Source organism: Allosalinactinospora lopnorensis (genome assembly GCF_000981225.1).
GTDB classification, from domain to species: Bacteria; Actinomycetota; Actinomycetes; order Streptosporangiales; family Streptosporangiaceae; genus Allosalinactinospora; species Allosalinactinospora lopnorensis.
On the sequence record NZ_LAJC01000003.1, the window covers coordinates 1 to 19,119 of the forward strand.

The window sequence follows — 19,119 nt, forward strand, 5'->3', positions numbered from 1 at the left end:
CACTTGTACGCCGTACGCATGTACGACACCTTACAAAAGGGACGGTACGCGTGAGCCGGCTGGTTCGCTGCCTTCGAACTTCGTTCTCGGACCGCCCCGGCTACGCCGGGACGCCCCTGACGGAGCCCGGATTCTCCTCCCCGGCCTGAAGGCCAGGGCCCCCTCCGGGAAATCCGGTGAAGCGCTGAGGTGCCCTGGCCACGCGCAGCTCAGGAGAGGCGGCCGCCCCGCGTTGGAGGTGCGGAGATGGCCTATCCGACGACCTGCCAATCGACGTCGACGACGCCCTGGTCGGGCGAGGCGATCGTTGTGAACGCCGCCCTGGAGAGATCCAGGCATCGGCCTTCGATGAACGGGCCGCGATCGTTGATGCGCACGGTGACCGACTCGCCGTTGTCGGGGTTGGTCACCTCGACCATGGTGTCGAAGGGCAGTTCCTTGTGCGCGGCGGTCATGGCGCCGGGATCGAACGTTTCGCCGTTGGCCGTGGGTTGCGATTCGCTGTACATGGACGCCTCGCACGAGCCGCCCTCACCGGTGGAGCCGTTCCCGGAGGAGTCGCCCTCGGAGGAGTCCTCTTCGGCGGGCGCGGACTGCTCCTCGCTCTGCACGGTCGCGCCGGTGAAGCTCTGGTAGGCGGCCTCGGAGGCCTCGTCGCGCTGCTCCTCAGCCTTGGCCTGGTCGCCGCGGTCGGCCGGGGCCGCGGGCTCCTCCGGATCGGCGGTCTTCGCCGCGGGGACGCCTGTGTTGTTCGCGGCCGCGCTGGGGTCGCCCCCGAGGTCTCCGACGACCGCGGCTCCCGCTGTGCCGCCGGCGATCAGGACCGCTCCTGCGGCGGTGATGGCGGCGACCAGGCGTTTGTCCTTCGTGCGTTTCAGCGGCGAAGCGTGCAAGGGCTGCTTTTTGCCCACGATGAATCCTTTGAACGGGAACAGGGACACGGCTGCGCGGGCCCCGGAGACTATGGGGCCGGTTCGAAGGTGAGAACGCAGCACGACCACCCGGGCCACGGGGTGGGGCATCGGGTGGGGTCCGAGCCGCGGATCGGCTGCGAGACCGCCAGTGCCGAGCGTAGGCATAACGCTCGGGTCACGAAAACCCGAATCAGTGTTGTGTGGAACTTGTCACGCGTTTTCTCGCGCTCAGACCCTTAAGTGATCTTTTGTGGAATCTTCGGTGATCCTGGCATTTTTGTTGCCGTTTATCCGGGTATGGCCGGTTCCCGGACAACTGGTCACGTGTCTACCGGCCGCGGTAGCCGTGGTCAACGAGGACACCGATTCCGTTCCGAATCGGCGCGTCGTCTAGAACTATCGGAGGCGAACAGGGATTTGGCCGCCGATTCGTGATCCCGCGGGTGCGAGGGGCGCTACCGCGCCGCGTGCCCCTCGAACGCGGCGGCCGGCGGGGCGGGCCGCGGTCAATCCCGGGGCGCCCTGCGCCGCTGCGGCGGGCCGCCGGGGAAGAGCTCTCGCAGCGGATCGGCGAGCTCCACCCCGTGCAGGGCCGCGGTCGCACGGGACAGTTCCGGGGTGTCGAGGTGCCCTCCAACAGCGGGGATGATCGTGCGCAGAGCCTCCACCACGTCGACGCCGCGGCTGAGCACGGCGTAATGGGCCGCCACCGCGGGGGTGCGCGACTGGCCGGCGGCGCAGTGCAGCAGTACCCGCTTGCCCTCACTGCGCAGCGCCGCGACCGCGCGGGCCGCCTCGTCGATGACGAAGTGCAGGTTGGGGTTGACGCCTTCGGTGTCGGCCAGCCACACCTCGATCCGGTCGCGGCCCGGCAGCCGGGTCAGCGGATCCTGCGCGCCGATCCGGCACAGCGTCACCACCGCCCCGATATCGGAGGCCGAGCGCATGTAGGACAGGTTGCCCAGCGTCACCCCCGGGTCGTGCGGGTGCTCGATCCCGAAGGGGTGCCGGATGCAAGGGCTGCCCTTCAGGTGGTGGTGAGGCTGCTCCGGCCACACCGACGCCGCGCTGCCCCGCGCCGTGACCACCGCCCGCCTCACCAGCGATCCCGGGTCGATGGTGTCGGCCAGCCGCCTTTGCGCCCGCAGCGGGATCCCCGAGAGGCCCCACCGTGCCCCGGCCAGCGCCCCCGCGTACATCGCCGCCTCCTCCCCGCTCGCCGCATGGGCCGACCGCACCGCATCGACCAGCTGGGCGCAGGGGAAGACCCCGCGAGCGGGGTCGAGCGGCGGGACCGGGGTGCACTCCACGGCCCACCGGGAGACCGCTTCCGGCCCCGACTCGGGCGTCCCTTCGCCGGCGGCCGGTACCCGCCCCTCGGCGAGGGTGCTCCGCAGTGCCAGTGCCCAGGAGCGGTGGGGTCCGGCGCCGACGGCCGCGGCCACGCCGCCGGGATCATCGAGGTGGCGCAGCGCCGTGACGACGAGCCAGGACAGCAGGGCGGGCCCGGTCCCGCCGCCGTCGGGGCGGGCGATCTCCTTCACCACCGGTGCCGACGCCCCCACGATGCAGGCCACGGCCGCGGCGCCCAGCCACGCCCCGGCGGCCCGGTCGTGCCGAGGATCGTCGTCGTCCCAGAGGTTGGCGGACACCGTCGGGGCCTGGCTCTCAGAGGGCATACCTCTCCCGTCGCGACGCGGATACCCGCTTTAGGTGTGCCCCTGGGGCGGGGGGTTCCACCCTCTCGCAGGCCCGGCCGCTCACATGGTCACGGGGTGGCGCCCGACCGCCGCGCGGTAACGGGCGGCGCCGGCCTCGGCGATCTCGTTGTCGGGGCACAGCGGATCGGCCACGGTGTCGGCGCCGGCCTTGGCGAGGCGCTGGTGGAACAGCCCGGGGGCCAGCAGCCAGGAGGCGATGGCGACGCGGTCGTGGCCCTGCCGGCGCAGCCGCGCGACGACCTCGGCCACGGTCGGTGCCGCGGTGGCGATGTAGCCGACCTCGACCCGCGCCGGGACGGGAAGTGCGCCCGACAGCCGGCGGGCCGCGTCGTCGACGTGGGCGAGGGCCCGAGTATCCGAGGAGCCCGCCGCGGCGAGCACAACGGCGTCGCCCGGGCGCCACCCGGCCTGGAGAAGCCGACGCGCTGCGGTCGCGACCAGGCGGTCGTCCGAGCCCAGCGCGTCTGTGATCAGCGCCGCGCTGTCGTCTTCGAGTCTTTGCGAGTCGGCGTCGGCCGCCGGGACGGCCGTGCGTCCGGCGCGCGCGAGCTGGGCGGGGATATCAACGTGCACGTGGTAGCCGGCGGCCAGGAAAGCGGGAACGACCACGATGGGGCCGTCGATGGTCGCGGCCACCTCCCCCACATCGGGGGTGAGCACATCGGCGAACCCCAGCCGCACCGGCACCCCCGCGCAGCGGGCGACACCGCGCGCCAGGGTCCGCGCTACCGAGGTGCCGTACCGGTCGCGGGTACCGTGCACGGCCAGCAGCAGTGTCGGTGTCATTTGACTTCTGGCTTCCTCTCCCCACGGCTGAAGCCGGAGGTCTGCTCCGCTGGAAACTTCATGATCAGGACCTCGTAGGAGGGCAGTCGCCGCCGTCGAGAGCGAGGCGGTAGCCGCGTTTGACCACGGTTTGGATGATCCGGGGGGCGCCCAAGGCGGTGCGCAGCCGCGCGATGGCGGTCTCCACCGCGTGGGCGTCGGCGTCGCCGCCCAGGCAGGCGAGCAGGTCGGCGCGGTCACGCACCTGCCCGGGGCGGCGTGCCAGCTCGCGCAGTACCCGCATGAGGGCGGGCGAGACCGGGCGGACCACACCGTCGAGCAGCACCGCGTGTCCGCGCAGCCGCAACCGGTGCCCTGCCACGGGCAGGCTCGGGAAGCGCTCGGGCAGCTCCTCGGCGAGCTTGCGGACCTGGGCGCCGATGCGTGCCCGGGGCGGCCACACGGTCGGGATGTCCTCGGCCATCAGAGGGCCGGCGGTCACCGGGCCGACGCACATGGCCAGCACGTCTCCGCGCAGCATGGCGACCAGGTCGTGGCGGGAGCCCAGGCGTCCAGCGCGTTCCAGCAGCCCCGCGGCCGCGGGTGCGCTGGTGAAGGTCACCGCGTCGACACTGCCGCCGAGGATGGTCTCGATGAGCCGGTCGAGCGCGGTGACGTCCTCGGGTTCGGTCCACCGGTACACGGGGACCTCGACCACCTCGGCCCCGGCCATGCGCAGTGCCGCGCAGAAGTCGGGAAGGGGCTCGCCGTGCAGCTGGACGGCCACGCGCAGTCCGTGGACGCCGGACTCCAGCAGGTAGTCCAGGACCTCGGCGGAGGACTCCGAAGGCGGGGACCATTCCTCGGTGAGGCCGGCGGCCCGGATCGCCCCCTTGGCCTTGGGGCCCCGTGCCAGCAGGCGGGAGTGGCGCATGGAGTTCACCAGCGGTTCGGCCAGGCCCCAGGTGTCGCATCCCTCCACCCAGCCGCGGAAACCGATGCCGGTGGTGGCGACGACGATGTCGGCCGGGCGGCGGATCAGCTCCCGTGAGGCGCTGGCCAGCCGCTGGTCGTCGCTGAGGGGGACGATGCGCAGCGCCGGGGCGCTGAGGACCTCGGCCCCCTTGCGGCGCAGCAGAGCCGAGAGCTCGTCGGCGCGGCGGGCTGCGGTGACCGCGACCGTGAACCCGGCCAGGGGGGCCACGGTCGTCACTGGTTCGGCCTGCAGCGGAACGGTGGTGCTCATTGGGGTGCCTCGTCGGGGTGGGTGCGGACATCGATCCGGCCGCCGTGCTCGCGTACCCGGTAGGTGCGCTGGCGCACCTCGGGGACGTCCAGGCACGCGCCGGTGCGCAGCGAGAAGATCTGTTTGAGCATGGGCGAGGCGACGGTGGGTTCTCCGGAGCGGTCGCCGACGATGCCGCGTGCCAGCACCGCGGCGCGGCTGAACGGGTCGATGTTGTCGATGGCGTAGAGGGTGCCGTCGTGCGTGCGGAACAGTGCCGCCTGGTCACCGTTGGGGAGCAGCACGGCGACCCCGCGCTCGGGCATGAGCCTCTCCGAGAGGCAGGCGGTGATCCAGCGGCCTTCGGCGCTGACGGGCAGGGCGGTAGCGGTGGCAGTCAACGCGTCAGACCTCCATTGTCTGCGGTTGGGCGGAACCGGTGTGCGCGGTGTCTCCGCCGGCCGGCGGACGGCGGGAGGGCATGCCCAGGGCGACGGGGCCGGCGGGGACGGGCTGCTCGCGTTCGGTCTCGAAGGTGATGGTGGGGTCGGGGGCCTCGGGGGCGTTGGCGAAGGAGACGAAGCGGGCGAGCTTTTCGGGGTCTTGCAGGACGCCGCGCCACTCGTCGGAGTAGCAGGCCACGTGGCGGGCCATGGCCGCCTCGAGTTCGGCGGCGATGCCGAGGCCGTCCTCGACGACGACGGAGTACAGGTGGTCGAGCCCGCCCTCCATGGCCTCGATCCATGCGGCGGTGCGCTGCAGCCGGTCGGCGGTGCGGATGTAGAACATCAGGAAGCGGTCGATGTAGCGGATGAGGGTCTCGGAGTCGAGGTCGGAGGCGAGGAGTTCGGCGTGGCGCGGGGTGAAGCCGCCGTTGCCGCCGACATAGAGGTTCCAGCCGTTCTCGGTGGCGATGACGCCGAAGTCCTTCCCCCGCGCCTCGGCGCATTCGCGGGCGCAGCCGGAGACCGCGGCCTTGATCTTGTGCGGGGAGCGCAGGCCCCGGTAGCGCAGCTCCAGTTCGATCGCCATGCCCACCGAGTCCTGCACGCCGTAGCGGCACCAGGTGGTGCCCACGCACGACTTCACGGTGCGCAGCGCCTTTCCGTAGGCGTGGCCGGATTCGAACCCGGCCTCGACGAGCCGGCCCCAGATCGCGGGCAGCTGCTCCACGCGCGCGCCGAACAGGTCGATGCGCTGGCCGCCGGTGATCTTGGTGTAGAGCCCGAAGTCGCGGGCCACCTCGCCGATGACGATGAGCTTGTCGGGGGTGATCTCGCCGCCGGGGATGCGCGGCACGACCGAGTAGGTGCCGTTGCGCTGGAGGTTGGCCAGGAAGTGGTCGTTGGTGTCCTGGAGGGCGGCCTGCTCGCCTTCGAGGATGTGGCCGCCGCCGAAGGAGGCCAGGATGGAGGCGACAGCGGGCTTGCAGACGTCGCAGCCGCGCCCGGTGCCGTGCTTGGCGATCAGCTCGGAGAACGTAGCGATGCCGGTGGCCAGCACGATCTCCACCAGCTCGGCGCGGGAGTGGGCGAAGTGCTCGCACAGCGCGCTGGCCTGCTCCACGCCGGCGTCGGCGAGCAGGTTCTTCAGCATCGGGATGCAGGAGCCGCAGCCGGTGCCGGCCTTGGTGCACCCCTTGAGTGCGGGGACGTCGGCGGCGCCATTGGCGATCGCGGAGCGGATGGCGCCCTTGGTCACAGCATGGCAGGAGCACACCTGCGCCTCGTCGGGCAGGGCGCCGACGCCCACTCCCCCGCCCGTGCGGCCGGGGGCGACCAGGTCCAGCGGGTCGCCGGGGAGCTCGTGGCCCACCAGGGGGCGCAGCCCCGCGTAGGCGGAGGCGTCGCCGACCAGGATTCCACCGAGCAGTGTCGCGGCGTCGTCGGAGACCACCAGTTTGGCGTAGCGGCGGCCGGGGGCGTCGTTGAGCACGACCTCCAGGGCGCCGGGGGTTTCGGCGTGGGCGTCGCCGAAGCTGGCGACGTCGATACCGAGCAGTTTGAGCTTGGTGGAGGTGTCGGCGCCGGTGAACGTGGCTTCGCCCCCGGCCAGCCGGTCGGCGACGACTTCGGCCATGGCGTTGCCCGGCGCCACCAGCCCGTAGACCGTTCCCTCGATGCTGGCGCACTCGCCGACCGAGTAGATCGCGGGGTCGCTGGTGCGGCAGGCCGCGTCGACCGCGGCCCCGCCGCGGGGGCCCAGTTCCAGTCCGGCGGCGCGGGCGAGCTCGTCGCGGGGCCGGATGCCGACGGAGAACACGACGAGGCCGGCGTCTATGCGGGTGTCCTCGCCGAGGCGGACGTGTGCGGCCTGGCCGTTGTCGCCGGGTTCGACGGCGCGGAGCTCGGCGCCGGCGTGCACGGTGACGCCGGTGTCCTCGATGAGCTGGCCGAGGAGCGCGCCGCCCCCTTCGTCGACCTGCCGGGGCATCAGCCACGGGGCCATTTCGACGACGTGGGCCCGCAGGCCGAGCAGGCGCAGCGCGTTGGCGGCCTCCAAGCCGAGTAGTCCGCCGCCGATGACGACGCCGGTGCCGGTGCCGCGGGCGGTGGCGGTGATGGCCTCAAGGTCGTCGATGGTGCGGTAGACGTGGCAGCCGGGCAGGTCGTGGCCGGGGACGGGGGGAACGAACGGCGCGGAGCCGGTGGCCAGGACCAGCGCGTCGTAGTGGAGGGTGGTGCCGGCGGAGGTGGTGACGGTGCGGGCGCCGCGGTCGATACCGGTGGCGCGCTCCCCCAGACGCAGTTCGACCCGGTCGTCTGCGCGGAGGTCGCCCATACGCAGGTCGGTTTCGGCTGCGCCGTCGAAGTAGGAGGACAGCGCGACGCGGTCGTAGGCGGGCCGGGGCTCCTCGCCCAGTACGACGATGTGCCAGGCCATGCCGGAGTCGCGGTCGAGGACCGCCTCGACGAGGCGGTGTCCCACCATGCCGTTTCCGATGACGACGAGTTGTCTCATGCCGGGTACTGCTCCTCGCTGGTCGGCGGATGTCGTACTGTCGCGTCCCGGGGTCCTTCAGGGCTCCAGGCAACCCGCGAGGTGTTTCTGCGCCGTCAGCCGTCTGTGACGGCGATGTTTCGTTGTCCTGTCACCGCAGGTGATCAGGGCGTGAACGGCACGGAGAAGAACTGGCCGCGAAGTGGTGTTGGACACAGGCCCAAGCGGGCAGTATCGGATGGATATGGACGCCATCGATTCCGACTGCGCCCGGCGGGCGATGATCTCCCTCACCGGACTCGCCCTTGGCGACGGGTTCGGGCAACGCTTCTCCGCTGCGCCGGGCATGGGCCCTTCCGGTGAGTGGCGGCTCCCGCCGGGGCGGTGGGAGTGGACCGATGGCACCGAAACGGCCTGCTCGGTCTATACGGTGCTGCACCGCTACGGACGTATCGACCAGGACGCGCTGGCGGCGGAGTTCGCCGCCCGTTTCGATCCCGGACGGGGGTATGGGGCGGCCACCCAGCAGTTGCCGCGCAACGCGGGCGGCGACTGGCGTGAGCTCGCCGCGAGCCGGTTCGACGGGGCGGGGTCCTTCGGTAGCGGAGCCGCGAAGCGGTCGGCGCCGCTGGGCGCCTGGTTCAGCGACGACGTGCCCGAGGCGGCGCGCCAGGCCGCGCTGGCGGCGGAGGTGACCCACGCTCACCCCGAGGGTGTCGCCGGGGCGGTCGCGGTCGCCGTGGCCGCGGCGATCGCCGCGCGCCGGGAACCGATCGGGGCGGGGGTGTTCCTGAACGAGGTCCTCGGCCACGTCCCTTCCGGGCAGGTGCGCGATGGTGTGCGCGACGCCCGTGCGCTGCTCGTCGTCTCCGGCCCGGTCGCTGTTGCGGGTGAGCTGGGCTGCGGGAAGCACAGCAGTTCCCAGGACACGGTGCCGTTCGCCCTGTGGGCCGCGGCCAAGCAGCACGACGACTACCCTGCGGCGCTGTGGGAGACCGCCCGGGCGGGCGGAGACGCCGGCACCATGTGTGCGATCGTCGGCGGCATCCTCGCGCCCCGGGTGCCCGGCGGCCGGCTGCCCCCCGAGTGGCTCTCCCACGGCGAACCGCTGCCGGAGTGGGTGAGCCTCTGAGTCTGGGGCCACGTGCAGGCCCGCGTACGCGGGGACGGTCCGGCGTGTTCGGTCAGGCCAGATTCTCCAGCAGGTCACGGGGCGTGACCGCCGGCGGACTGAGGTCGGTCTCAAGGAGATCGGCGTCTCCGGTGACGATGACGGCGCCGGCGGTCTCGGCGAGAGCGACCAGGTAGTTGTCGTCCGGGTCGCGCACCTTCCGCGACGGTGCTCCCGGATCCGGGTGGAGATCGGCCTTGCCGCCCAGGGTTTCCACGAACGCAACCGCGTCAGCGAGGCTGAGCCAGCGGCGGAACTTCGGGCGGGTCAGTACCGAAGCCAGCTCATCGAGAAGCTGCTGGGTGACAACGGCGGCGATCCGATCGGACATGACCGCCTCGACCACCCGGGCAGGAGTTCCGTAGGGGTTGATGACCGCCGCGATCCACACGTTGGGGTCGATGACAACGGTGACCGGCTTGTCCACTCAGCCCGCCTTGCGCGTGGCGCGTTCGGCGCGCACGGCGGCCAGCTCCTCGGCGGCGATACGCGCCGCCTCCTCCTCGCCGGGCGCATCCTCTGGACTGATTCCGGACCAGATCCGCTCGACTATCTCCGTGAAGCCCAGGTGCCGGCGCAGCGCCTCCTCGAAAACCTCGTACTCGCGCTTACCGGAACGCGCCGCCGCGATCTTCGCCGCCCGCAGCAGTGATTCGTCGATGTAGACCGTGGTCTTCTTCCGCGCCATGCGTCCATTTTGACAGAAAGAACGAAGGACGGCCACTGAGGAGGGAGCGAGGAGTGCCTAAGCCGGATGGCCCGTCCTGGGCGCTTCTCGGCCCTGCCTGGCCGCGGAACTACCCGGTGCGCCTGCTCGCGGAGCGTGTCCTGGACTCCTCCGAGGCCCACAGGAGCGTGTGGGGCCGAACCGCTCCCTATGCGTCTTCAGGACACATCGGCCGGGGCGGCGGCGGACCACCCTGACAGCAGGGTGTTGACATCGCGGATGCAGCTGCCGCAGCCGGTGGTGGCCCGGGTCTGGGCGGCGATGGTGTCGCGGGTGCGGGCGCCGTCCAGCCAGGCGGCCTCGATCTGGTTGCGGGTGACGGCGTTGCAGCGGCAGATCAGCGGGTCGGCCTGCGCCGCGGCCTGGACGTCGTCGGCCTCGGGCTGGGGGCGGCCCTGCAGCAGCGCCAGGCGGTCGGCGGGCACGGCGGCCCGGGTGTCGAACAGCTGGGCGATGGCCGAAGCCGCGTCGGGAAAGCCCAGCAGCACGGCCCCGGCGACCCGTTCGGCGCGCACCGACAGCTTGGCGTAGCGCCCGCCATAGGGGTCGGCGATCGTCACGGTCTCGGCGGTGTCGTCGGCTTCGGTCTCGCCCAGCGAGGTCAGGTCGATGCCCTCGGCCTTGAGCCGGGTGATCGGGCGCGCGCCGGTGTAGCGGGCCTCAGGAGCGGTTCCGGTGAGCAGGTCGGCCAGCACGGCGGCCTGCTCCCAGCCGGGCTGGACCAGGCCTGCGCCGCCGCCGGTGTGCTGGGCGCAGTCGCCGATGGCATGCACCCGGGGGTGTGAGGTGGTCAGGGTGTCGTCGACGAGGACGCCGTGCTCGACGGCGATGCCGGCGTCCTTGGCCAGCTCGGTGTTGGCGCGCGCCCCGGCGGTCACCAGGAGGGCGTCGCCGGCCAGTATCCGCCCGTCGTCGAGTTCCAGACCGGTGCCGGGGATCCAGCGCGCGGCCACGCGCCAGGAGTGCACCGCCACGCCGAGCGCCCGATAGCGTTCGGCGAGGATGGCGGCGGCGGCCTGGTCGATCTGGCGGCGCATGAGCCACGGCGCGGCCTCCACCACCGAGACCCGAACGCCGCGTTCGGCCAGTGCCCGGGCGGCCTCCAGGCCCAGCACTCCCCCGCCCAGCACGACGGCGGGCGCGCCGGGCCGGACCAGCGCCTGCACCCGGTGGCAGTCGGCCATGTCGCGCAGCGCGGTGACGCCGGGAGCGGGGGTGCCGTCCTTGGCGGCCACCCCGGTCACCGGGGGAAACGAGGCGCGGGCGCCGGTGGCCAGCACCAGCTCGTCATAGCCCATCCGGGTGCCGTCGTCCAGGGTGAGGTCGCAGGACTCGGCGTCGACGGCCTGCACCGCGGTGCCGGTACGTACACTGATCGAGGGCTGCTCGGGGCAGGGCAGGTAGATGTCCTCGGGGGTGTAGGCGCCGGATACCACCCCCGGCAGCAGCACCCGGTTGTAGGCGGGCTCCTCCTCGGCGCCGAGCACGGTCAGGTGCACCCGCTCGCCCGCGGGGTCGCGGCGGGCGACCTCCTCGGCGAAGCGGGCGCCCACCATGCCGTTACCGATCACCACGACATGACGCTGGTTCACAGGTGCCCTCCTTGCTGTGCGGTAGTGGCCGGTTCCACCCGGATGGCGCTGACCTTGAACTCGGGCATGCGGCTGGTGGGGTCCAGAACCGGGTTGGTCAGGTTGTTCGCCGTCTGCGCGCCGGCGTAGTGGAACGGCAGGAACACGGTGTCGCGGCGGGCGTCGGGGCGCAGGCGCACCCGGGCGGTGGTGGTGCCCCGCCGGGAGGTCAGCTGGGCCCAGTCGCCCTCGGTCAGCCCGTTGCGGGCCGCGGTGTCGGGGTGGATCTCCAGGTAGGCCTCGGGTTCGGCCTGGGCGAGTTCGGGGATGCGGCGGGTCTGGGCGCCGGACTGGTAGTGGCCCATGAGGCGGCCGGTGGTGGCGATCAGCGGGTAGTCGGCGTCGGGGGTTTCAGCGGCCGGCCGGTACTGGACGGGGATGAAGCGGGCGCGGCCATCGGGGTGGGCGAAGCCGTCCAGGAACAGCCGCGGGGTGGGGGCTTGCCCTTCGGTGACGGGCCAGTGCAGCTCTTCGCCCGCTTCCAGGCGCTCAGGCGTGATGCCGGAATAGTCGGCGGGGGCTCCCGCCGAGGCCGCGCGCAGTTCGGCCAGCACCGCATCGGGGTCGGTGGGGAAGCGCTGGGCGGGCTGGCCCAGGCGGGTGGCCAGACCGTGCAGCACCTCAAGGTCGGTGCGCACCCCGGCGGGCGGGGCGGCGGCGGCGCGGCGGCGCAGTACGCGCCCTTCGAGGTTGGTCATGGTGCCCCCCTCTTCGGCCCACTGGGCGACGGGGAAGACCACATCGGCCATGGCCGCCGATTCCGACAGCACGAAGTCGGCCACGACCAGCAGATCCAGGTCGGCCAACCGGTCGCGCACACGCCCGGCGTCGGGCGCTGAGACGACGGGGTTGGAGCCGAACAGCAGCATCGCGCTGGGTCCGCCTTCGGTGCCCAGGGCATCCAGCAGCTCGAAGGCGCTGCGGCCCGGGCCGGGCAGCGTGTCGGCCTCGACCCCCCACACCCGGGCTATGTGCTCGCGGGCGGCCGGGTCGTCGATCCTGCGGTAGCCGGGCAGCTGGTCGGCCTTTTGGCCGTGCTCGCGCCCGCCCTGGCCGTTGCCCTGGCCGGTGATGCAGCCATAGCCCGAGCCGACCCGACCGGGCAGGCCCAGGCCCAGCGCCAGGTTGATCCACGCCGAAACCGAATCGGTGCCCTTGGCGTGCTGCTCGGTACCGCGCCCGGTCAGCACGTAGGCGCCCTTGGCCTTGCCCAGCATGTGGGCAGCCGCGCGGACCTGGTGGGCCGGCACCCCGGTGACGTGCTCGGTCTGCTCGGGCCACCAGGCCGCCGCGGCCCGCCATGCCTGCGCAAAACCGGTGGTGCGCTGGGCGATGTAGCCGGTGTCGAGCAGGTTGGCGGTGCGGGCGGTGTGCAGCAGGCCCAGCGCCAGCGCCAGGTCGGTGCCGGGGCGCGGCGCCAGGTGCATCCCGCCGCCGGCCAGGGCCTGCCGCGCGGTGGCCGAGCAGCGTGGATCCACCACGATCAGCCTCGGTGCGGCGAGGTGGGCCATCATCGGCGGCATCGTCTCGGCCGGGTTGGCCCCGGCCAGCAGTACCACCTCCGCCTCGCCGAGGTCGGTCAGCGGAAACGGCATCCCCCGGTCCAGGCCGAAAGCGCGCGTGGAGGCCGCGGCCGCCGAGGACATGCAGAACCGGCCGTTGTAGTCGATCTGGGAGGTGCCCAGCGCCAGGCGGGCGAACTTGCCCAGCAGGTAGCTCTTCTCGTTGGTCAGCCCCCCGCTGCCGAACACCGACACCGCCTCAGGCCCGTGTGCGGCCCGCAGGTCGGTCAGCCTGTCGGCGACGTAGTCCAGCGCGGTGTCCCAGTCGACCTCGGCGAAATCGTCCTCGCGGTCCTTGCGCAGCAGCGGCCGCCTCAGCCGGTCGACCACCCCCAGCATCTCGGCCGAGGTCCAGCCCTTGCGGCACAGCCCGCCCCGGTTGGTCGGGAAGTCCGCGGGCCGGGCGGCCAGAGCGCCCCCCGGCCCGGGCTCCAGGTGCATCGCGCACTGCAGCGCGCAATAGGGGCAATGGGTCGTGGTCATGAGGAAACGGGCTCCAGGGCGGACTCGGCGCCGGCCCCGGACGATCTTCCGGAGGGCCTGCGCACGTAGACCGTGTAGGTAACGAGGATGCACACCGTGTAGAAGACCAGGAAGGCCACGAACGCCGGCGCCGCCGATCCGGTCGCGGCAAAGGACTCACGGAAGACGAGGTTGGTGCTGACCCCGCCCAGGGCGCCGATGGCGCCGATGAGGCCCAGCATCGAGCTGGCGATCCGCTTGTTCTGAGCCAGCGTTTCCTCGCGCGGCGCCCCGGCGGCGATCTGGTCCTGGGCCTTGGCCGCGTAGATGCCCGGGATCATCTTGTAGGTGGAGCCGTTGCCGATCCCGGTGAACAGCACCAGCGCGATGAAGGAGGTGACGAACAGCGCCAGCGAGTTGATGCTGACCGCGAAGATGATCAGGCCGGTTCCGGCGGCCATCGCGGCGAAGTTGATCAGGGTGATGCGGGCGCCGCCGTAGCGATCCGACAGCCAACCGCCCACAGGCCGGATCAGCGAGCCGATGGCCGGGCCGAGGAAGGCGACCGAGGCGGCCTCCAGCGGTGTGCGGTCGAACTGGTTCTGCAGCAGCAGGCCGAAGGCGAAGCCGAAGCCGATGAAGGAGCCGAACGTGGCGATGTAGAGGAAGGACATGATCCAGAAGTGCTTGTCCTTGGTCGCCGCGAGCTGGGCGCCGGTGTCGGTGCGGGCGGTGGAGAGGTTGTTCATGTACTTGTAGGCCACCCAGACCGCCAGCAGCAAAAACGGCAGGTAGAACATCGGCACGGCCGCCCCGGCGCTAGTGGTGAAGACCGCGATGACACCCAGGCCCACCATCTGCACGGTGGCCACGCCGATGTTGCCGCCGCCGGCGTTGAGTCCCAGCGCCCACCCCTTCTCCTTCTCGGGGAAGTAGAAGTTGATGTTGGCCATGGAGGAGGAGAAGTTCCCCCCGCCCAGGCCCGCGGTCGCGGCCAGTATCACGAACAGCCAGAACGGGGTGTCCGGGTTCTGCATCAGGAAAATCGCCAGCGCGGTGGGCACCAGCAGCGCCAGCACCGAGACGATGGTCCAGTTGCGCCCGCCGAACTTGGGCACCGCCAGCGTGTAGGGCACCCGCAGCACGGCACCGACAAGGGCGACCACGGAAACCAGCAGGAACTTCTGCTCGGGGCTGAAGTCGAACCCGTGCTCGGGCAACATGAACAGGACGAGCACCGACCAGATGCTCCAAACGGAGAATCCGATGTGCTCGGCCAGGATGGAGGACCACAGGTTGCGCCTGGCGATGGGGCGACCCGTGGCCTCCCAGAACCCCTGGTCCTCTGGGTCCCAGTGGTCGATCCAGCGGCCGCTTGGGCGCTGCGCTGATGTGGCGGTGTCGGAGGTCACAGCCCGGCCTTCCTGCTTGGCGTGCGGTTTCGCCGTTGACGGTAGGCAGCGGGCGTTGCCTGGATATGTCGTGTCGTAACACTCGCGAAACAGAGGACTCACGCCGCCCTTGCCCCCGCGGTGAGGTCGGCCTTCTCCGCGGTTTTGCAGGTCATCCAGGCTTTGAACTGTGGGCCGGATCACGTGGGGCTGTCTCGGGGTACTGGTGCGGGAGAAGATTCCCACTGGCCGGGCGGCTCTGCGCCGAGTGCACCGCTGAAGATGAGGAGTGAGCACGCCGAAGCGGACCCCGCAGGATTGGGAACTCTTGGAGGAAGAGGCCCTGTATCCGGGGTCCGGGTATCTTTATTTTTAGTTGTGCTTCGAACGCCGAGAATAGATCATCTCCGTTCTCTGTGTTCGTGGGAAGCTCTACAAACCAGCGGTATCCGAACGGTTGGCCCGGGACTCCGGCCTCCGCGAGGTAGTCATCGATTCCCGACTCGATCGCCGCCTGGGCGGGCCTGGTTTTTTCTTCGTTCCAGGAGGCCGTTCTTCCGTCGCGCGTCCGCGTTACGCGAACCAGTCCAGAATTCTGCGTGTTCAAGCATCGAATTACGTGTTCTGGGCCACATGGCCATGCGATCAGGGCGTCCCGGAAAGGCCCTCTCGGGCCGGGCGGCGGGTCGCCGCACTCGGCGGCCAGCGCCTCAGGTACCGCCCGCGCATCGCGGGCCCGGTCCTCGGCGTCCTGGGCGAGGTAGTGCGAGGACTCGTCTTCGGGAGGAGGTCGTCCGTCCACAGCGGACGACAAAAGGCAAGGAGATCAGCGAATCCTTGCCACTTTCAATGTATAGCGCACCGGGGGCCTTGCGGCAAGACCCGGGTCATGCCGCAGAATCTCCATTCGAAGCCAGAACCTGCGGAAATCAGGGATTCGCGAAGTACGTGTGCTTTTGTCGACGTGTGGTCTCGCGGGACGTCGAACCGCCGGTGGGACTCGCGGTGCGGTCGCGGGCACTCGGCGCGCAGGTGCGGCTGGCCGAAATGCAGCCTTGTCGAATGGGGGGTTTCATGATTGACGTGATCGTTGCCGGCGGTGGACCGGCCGGCTTGATGCTGGCCGGCGAGCTGCGGCTGAACGGCGTGCGCGCGCTCGTGCTGGAGAAGGAGGCGGAGCCGGCCGTGTACGTCCGCGCGCTCGGCCTGCACGTGCGCAGCATCGAGGTGATGGACCAGCGCGGCCTGCTGGAGCGGTTCCTCGCGCACGGCCGGCAGTACCCGCTCGGCGGTTTCTTCGCCGCCATCGCCAAGCCCTCGCCCGACCGGCTGGACACCGCGCATCCTTACGTCCTCGGCATCCCGCAGACCACCACCGACCGCCTGCTGGCCGAGCGCGCCACCGAGCTCGGCGCCGAGATCCGGCGTGGCTGCGAGCTGGTCGGGCTGAGCCAGGACGAGGCCGGGGTGACCGCCGAGCTGGCCGACGGCACGCGGCTGCGCTCGCGCTACCTCGCCGGCTGCGACGGCGGCCGCAGCACGGTGCGCAAGCTGCTCGGCGTCGGCTTCCCCGGCGAGCCCGCCAGGGTCGAGACGCTGCTGGGCGAGATGGAGGTGGCCGTGCCACCGGAGACGGTCGCCGCCGTGGTGGACGACGTCCGCAAGACACATCTGCTGTTCGGCGCCACGCCCTTCGGGGACGGCGTGTACCGCGTCGTCGTGCCCGCCGAGGGGGTGGCCGAGAACCGATCGGCCCCGCCGACCCTCGAAGAGTTCAAGCAGCAGTTGCGGGCGTTCGCCGGCACCGACTTCGGTGTCCACTCACCGCGCTGGCTCTCCCGCTTCGGTGACGCCACCCGGCTGGCCGATCGCTACCAGAGCGGCCGGGTGCTGCTGGCCGGCGACGCGGCGCACATCCACCCGCCCACCGGCGGCCAGGGGCTCAACCTCGGCATCCAGGACGCGTTCAACCTCGGCTGGAAACTGGCCGCCGAGGTCAACGGCTGGGCGCCGGAGGGGCTGCTGGACAGCTACCACACCGAACGGCACCCGGTGGCCGCCGACGTGCTGGACAACACCCGCGCGCAGATGGAGCTGCTGTCTCCCGAGCCGGGTCCCCGGTCAGTGCGCCGACTGGTGTCGGAACTGATGGACTTCGAGGAAGTGAACCGGCGCCTGGTCGAGAAGATCACCGCGATCGGGGTCCGCTACGACTTCGGCGAGGGGCATGAACTGCTCGGTCGGCGGATGCGGGACGTGGGGCTGAAGCGGGGGCGCCTCTATGAGCTGATGCACGGCGGCCGCGGGCTACTGCTCGACCAGACCGGCCGGTTCTCGGTGGCGGGCTGGGCAGAGCGGGTCGACCACGTCGTCGACGTCAGCGAGGAACTGGACGTGCCCGCGGCGCTGCTGCGGCCGGACGGCCACGTGGCGTGGGTCGGTGAAGACCAGCAGGATCTGCTCAGCCAGCTGCCCAAGTGGTTCGGCGCTGCCCTCAGTTAAGCGCGCAGTTGTGGCTCGAAAGGGCGGGACCCGATCTCCGGCCGAGTTCGGCGCGGGCCGGTGCCGTACCCCGCCGGCTCGAAGCCCCCGCGAAGTACGCCGATCCCGGCAAGGTCAATGTCACCGGGATTTGCCGGCGACGATCTTCCCGCTCAGCCCGGCGGTCTGACGCTCCTCCACGCCGACAAGGACTTCGAGGTCGTCGCCGGGATCACCGGTCAGCCCCTCGAACGGTCGCGGCTTGCCTGAGACCTCTCTCCCGGCGATCGTGATGGAACCGGGCCCTTCCGGTCGGCGATTACCTCGCGGGTAATGGTTTCGGTGCCCCGGTGGCGATAGCGTCACCGGGGTGAGGAGCCTGAACACGCCTCCGGTGGGAGAGCTGCTGCGGGATCATCGCCGGCGGGTGCGGTTGAGCCAGCTCGGCCTGGCGCTGGAGGCGGGCGTTTCCAGCCGCCACCTCAGCTTCGTGGAGACCGGGCGCACCCGGCCCAGCCGCGAGATGATCCTGAAACTCGCCGACCACCTGGACGTGCCCCTGCGCGAACGCAACCACCTGCTGCTCGCGGGCGGGTACGCGCCCGCCTACCCCGAGTACTCACTGCGGTCGCCGGAGATGTCGCCGGTGCGCAAGGCGCTCCGCCAGATCCTCACCGGGCACGAGCCCTACCCGGCTCTCACGGTGGACCGGCTCTACACCATCATCGACCACAACGACACCGCGCAGACCCTGCTGGCCTCGGGGGTCTCCCCGCGGCTGCTCGAACCGCCGGTGAACACCCTCCGGGTCAGCCTGCATCCCGACGGCTTCGCGCCCAGGATCGCCAACCTCGGCGAGTGGCGGGCCCACCTGCTGGGCAGGCTGCGCCGCCAGGTCAAACTCACCGGCGCCCCCGACCTCGCCGAACTCTACGCCGAGCTGTGCGCGCTGCCCTGCGACCAGGAGGAGCCCGAGGTCGAGCTACCGGGGCCCGGCGATGTCGTGGTGCCGTTGCGGCTGCGCCACGAGGGGCGCGAACTGGCTTTCTTCAGCACGCTGGCGGTCATCGGCACCCCGCTGGACGTGACGGCCGCCGAGATCCTCGTCGAATCCTTCTTCCCGGCCGACCGCGATACCGCGGCCTTCCTCCAGCGGCATTCGCCGACACTGCGATAGGGCACCGCCCCTGCCATCGGCCTGTACGACTTCCCTTACCCGCGACGTAATTGCCGGGCCGCACCCGGCGGGCGAGGCTGGAAGCGTTCGGCGAGTCCCGCCGCGGAAACCCGGAGGAGCGACATGAGCGGTACAGGAACAGACGTGGTCACTGGCACGGGTCGGCACCCTTTCGACGAGGACACCCGGTCGCAGAAGCGTGCCGGCGGCGGGCGCACGGCGACCGTCACCGACCGGTGGACCGTGCTGACCGGCCACCCCAACGGCGGGTACCTGCTGGCGCTGGCCGTGAACGCGCTGCGGGAGGAGATCACCCGCCCGGACCCGCTGGTGGTCTCGGGGTTCTTCCTCCGCCCGGCCGACCCCGGGCCGGCGGTGCTGAGCACCGAGGCCGTCCGCCGGGGGCGCCGGACCACCACCGGCCAGGTCCGGCTGTTCCAGAAGGGTAAGGAAGCCCTGCGCGCCACGGCCACCTTCGGCGACCTCAGCGCGAACAATGAGGGCACCCACTCGTTGGCCGCGCCGCCGGAGCTGCCCCCGCCGGATGAGTGCCTCGATCCGCTGGCGGGGTTCGCGCTTTCGGGCCTGTCCCTGCTCGACCGGATCGAGTACCGCACACCCCGTCGACCGGGCTGGCTGGACGGCCGCCCCAGCAAAACCCCGACGATGGAGTTCTGGATGCGGCTGGCAGGAGGGTACGACGCCGGCGTGGCCGCGCTGCCGTTCCTGGTGGACGCCGGGCCACCGGTGGCCCTGGAACTGGGCGAGGCGGGCTCCTCCACGGTGGAACTGACCGTGCACGTGCGCGCCCGGCCCGCCCCCGGGTGGCTGGCCTGCCGGGCGGCGACCCGCAACATCTCCGGCGGCTTCCACGAGGAGGACTTCGACATCTGGGACTCCACCGGAACCCTGGTGGCCCAGTCCCGCCAGTTCGCGATGCTGTGGTGATCCC

At 71.5% G+C, this 19,119-nt stretch carries 17 protein-coding genes; 5 read left to right on the forward strand and 12 right to left on the reverse strand.

What is annotated here, in order from left to right:
• Positions 1-251: 251 nt before the first annotated feature.
• From VS93_RS32730 to nirB, 6 genes are all read right to left on the reverse strand, one after another.
• Positions 252-911: a septal ring lytic transglycosylase RlpA family protein gene (locus VS93_RS32730; RefSeq protein ID WP_275451687.1), complete on the reverse strand. Its 660-nt coding sequence runs from the start codon at positions 909-911 to the stop codon at positions 252-254.
• Between the two features lie 509 nt (positions 912-1,420).
• A complete protein-coding gene (locus VS93_RS01820; RefSeq protein WP_046468285.1) occupies positions 1,421-2,593 on the reverse strand; it encodes a dual specificity protein phosphatase family protein in 1,173 nt (390 codons plus the stop codon).
• An 81-nt stretch (positions 2,594-2,674) separates the two neighbouring features.
• Positions 2,675-3,421, reverse strand: a complete 747-nt coding sequence (locus tag VS93_RS01825) for a sirohydrochlorin chelatase (protein WP_046468286.1) — start codon at positions 3,419-3,421, stop codon at positions 2,675-2,677.
• Positions 3,422-3,485: 64 nt separating this feature from the next.
• A complete protein-coding gene (locus tag VS93_RS01830; RefSeq protein WP_046468287.1) occupies positions 3,486-4,646 on the reverse strand; it encodes a uroporphyrinogen-III synthase in 1,161 nt (386 codons plus the stop codon).
• The gene (nirD, locus tag VS93_RS01835; RefSeq protein ID WP_046468288.1) at positions 4,643-5,026 is read right to left on the reverse strand and encodes a nitrite reductase small subunit NirD; all 384 of its coding nucleotides are present in this window, start codon (positions 5,024-5,026) and stop codon (positions 4,643-4,645) included. The genes VS93_RS01830 and nirD overlap by 4 nt, the downstream gene beginning before the upstream one ends.
• A gap of 4 nt (positions 5,027-5,030) precedes the next feature.
• Positions 5,031-7,586, reverse strand: coding sequence for a nitrite reductase large subunit NirB (nirB, locus tag VS93_RS01840; protein ID WP_046468289.1), 2,556 nt, complete (start codon positions 7,584-7,586; stop codon positions 5,031-5,033).
• A 223-nt stretch (positions 7,587-7,809) separates the two neighbouring features.
• Between nirB and VS93_RS01845 the strand changes: the two genes are divergently transcribed.
• Entirely contained in the window at positions 7,810-8,697 is an 888-nt protein-coding gene (locus VS93_RS01845; protein WP_046468290.1) for an ADP-ribosylglycohydrolase family protein, read from the forward strand.
• Positions 8,698-8,749: 52 nt separating this feature from the next.
• Here VS93_RS01845 and VS93_RS01850 read toward each other — a convergent pair whose 3' ends face one another.
• The 6 genes from VS93_RS01850 to VS93_RS33175 all read right to left on the reverse strand — a co-directional run bounded on the left by VS93_RS01850 (position 8,750) and on the right by VS93_RS33175 (position 15,311).
• Positions 8,750-9,163 (reverse strand): putative toxin-antitoxin system toxin component, PIN family, encoded by a 414-nt coding sequence (locus VS93_RS01850; protein ID WP_046468291.1) that lies wholly within the window; start codon positions 9,161-9,163, stop codon positions 8,750-8,752.
• Positions 9,164-9,424 carry a hypothetical protein gene (locus VS93_RS01855; RefSeq protein ID WP_046468292.1) on the reverse strand — a complete coding sequence of 87 codons (261 nt, stop codon included), beginning with the start codon at positions 9,422-9,424 and terminating at the stop codon, positions 9,164-9,166.
• Between the two features lie 197 nt (positions 9,425-9,621).
• Complete coding sequence (locus tag VS93_RS01860) at positions 9,622-11,055, reverse strand: FAD-dependent oxidoreductase (RefSeq protein WP_269082784.1); 1,434 nt, start codon at positions 11,053-11,055, stop codon at positions 9,622-9,624.
• Positions 11,052-13,139 (reverse strand): molybdopterin oxidoreductase family protein, encoded by a 2,088-nt coding sequence (locus VS93_RS01865; protein ID WP_046468293.1) that lies wholly within the window; start codon positions 13,137-13,139, stop codon positions 11,052-11,054. Before VS93_RS01865 ends, VS93_RS01860 begins: the two co-directional genes overlap by 4 nt.
• The gene (locus tag VS93_RS01870) at positions 13,136-14,530 is read right to left on the reverse strand and encodes an MFS transporter (RefSeq protein WP_046468294.1); all 1,395 of its coding nucleotides are present in this window, start codon (positions 14,528-14,530) and stop codon (positions 13,136-13,138) included. Before VS93_RS01870 ends, VS93_RS01865 begins: the two co-directional genes overlap by 4 nt.
• 151 nt (positions 14,531-14,681) lie before the next feature.
• Complete coding sequence (locus VS93_RS33175; RefSeq protein WP_394298779.1) at positions 14,682-15,311, reverse strand: DUF5956 family protein; 630 nt, start codon at positions 15,309-15,311, stop codon at positions 14,682-14,684.
• A 272-nt stretch (positions 15,312-15,583) separates the two neighbouring features.
• Here VS93_RS33175 and rox point away from each other — a divergent pair, with 272 nt between their 5' ends.
• From rox to VS93_RS01885, 4 genes are all read left to right on the forward strand, one after another.
• Entirely contained in the window at positions 15,584-17,011 is a 1,428-nt protein-coding gene (gene rox, locus VS93_RS01875) for a rifampin monooxygenase (protein WP_046468378.1), read from the forward strand.
• Positions 17,012-17,128: 117 nt separating this feature from the next.
• Entirely contained in the window at positions 17,129-17,260 is a 132-nt protein-coding gene (locus tag VS93_RS32400; protein ID WP_269082785.1) for a hypothetical protein, read from the forward strand.
• A gap of 100 nt (positions 17,261-17,360) precedes the next feature.
• Complete coding sequence (locus VS93_RS01880) at positions 17,361-18,167, forward strand: helix-turn-helix domain-containing protein (protein ID WP_046468295.1); 807 nt, start codon at positions 17,361-17,363, stop codon at positions 18,165-18,167.
• Positions 18,168-18,290: 123 nt separating this feature from the next.
• Positions 18,291-19,115: a thioesterase family protein gene (locus VS93_RS01885; RefSeq protein WP_046468296.1), complete on the forward strand. Its 825-nt coding sequence runs from the start codon at positions 18,291-18,293 to the stop codon at positions 19,113-19,115.
• Positions 19,116-19,119 lie beyond the last annotated feature (4 nt).

Excerpts from the sequence above, each read along its gene's own strand:
- VS93_RS01820 (WP_046468285.1), bottom strand. The coding sequence starts at position 2,593 with ATGCCCTCTGAGAGCCAGGCCCCGACGGTGTCCGCCAACCTCTGGGAC.
- VS93_RS01825 (WP_046468286.1), bottom strand. The coding sequence starts at position 3,421 with ATGACACCGACACTGCTGCTGGCCGTGCACGGTACCCGCGACCGGTAC.
- VS93_RS01830 (WP_046468287.1), bottom strand. The coding sequence starts at position 4,646 with ATGAGCACCACCGTTCCGCTGCAGGCCGAACCAGTGACGACCGTGGCC.
- nirB (WP_046468289.1), bottom strand. The coding sequence starts at position 7,586 with ATGAGACAACTCGTCGTCATCGGAAACGGCATGGTGGGACACCGCCTC.
- VS93_RS01845 (WP_046468290.1), top strand. The coding sequence starts at position 7,810 with ATGGACGCCATCGATTCCGACTGCGCCCGGCGGGCGATGATCTCCCTC.
- VS93_RS01855 (WP_046468292.1), bottom strand. The coding sequence starts at position 9,424 with ATGGCGCGGAAGAAGACCACGGTCTACATCGACGAATCACTGCTGCGG.
- VS93_RS01865 (WP_046468293.1), bottom strand. The coding sequence starts at position 13,139 with ATGACCACGACCCATTGCCCCTATTGCGCGCTGCAGTGCGCGATGCAC.
- rox (WP_046468378.1), top strand. The coding sequence starts at position 15,584 with ATGATTGACGTGATCGTTGCCGGCGGTGGACCGGCCGGCTTGATGCTG.
- VS93_RS32400 (WP_269082785.1), top strand. The coding sequence starts at position 17,129 with ATGTCACCGGGATTTGCCGGCGACGATCTTCCCGCTCAGCCCGGCGGT.
- VS93_RS01885 (WP_046468296.1), top strand. The coding sequence starts at position 18,291 with ATGAGCGGTACAGGAACAGACGTGGTCACTGGCACGGGTCGGCACCCT.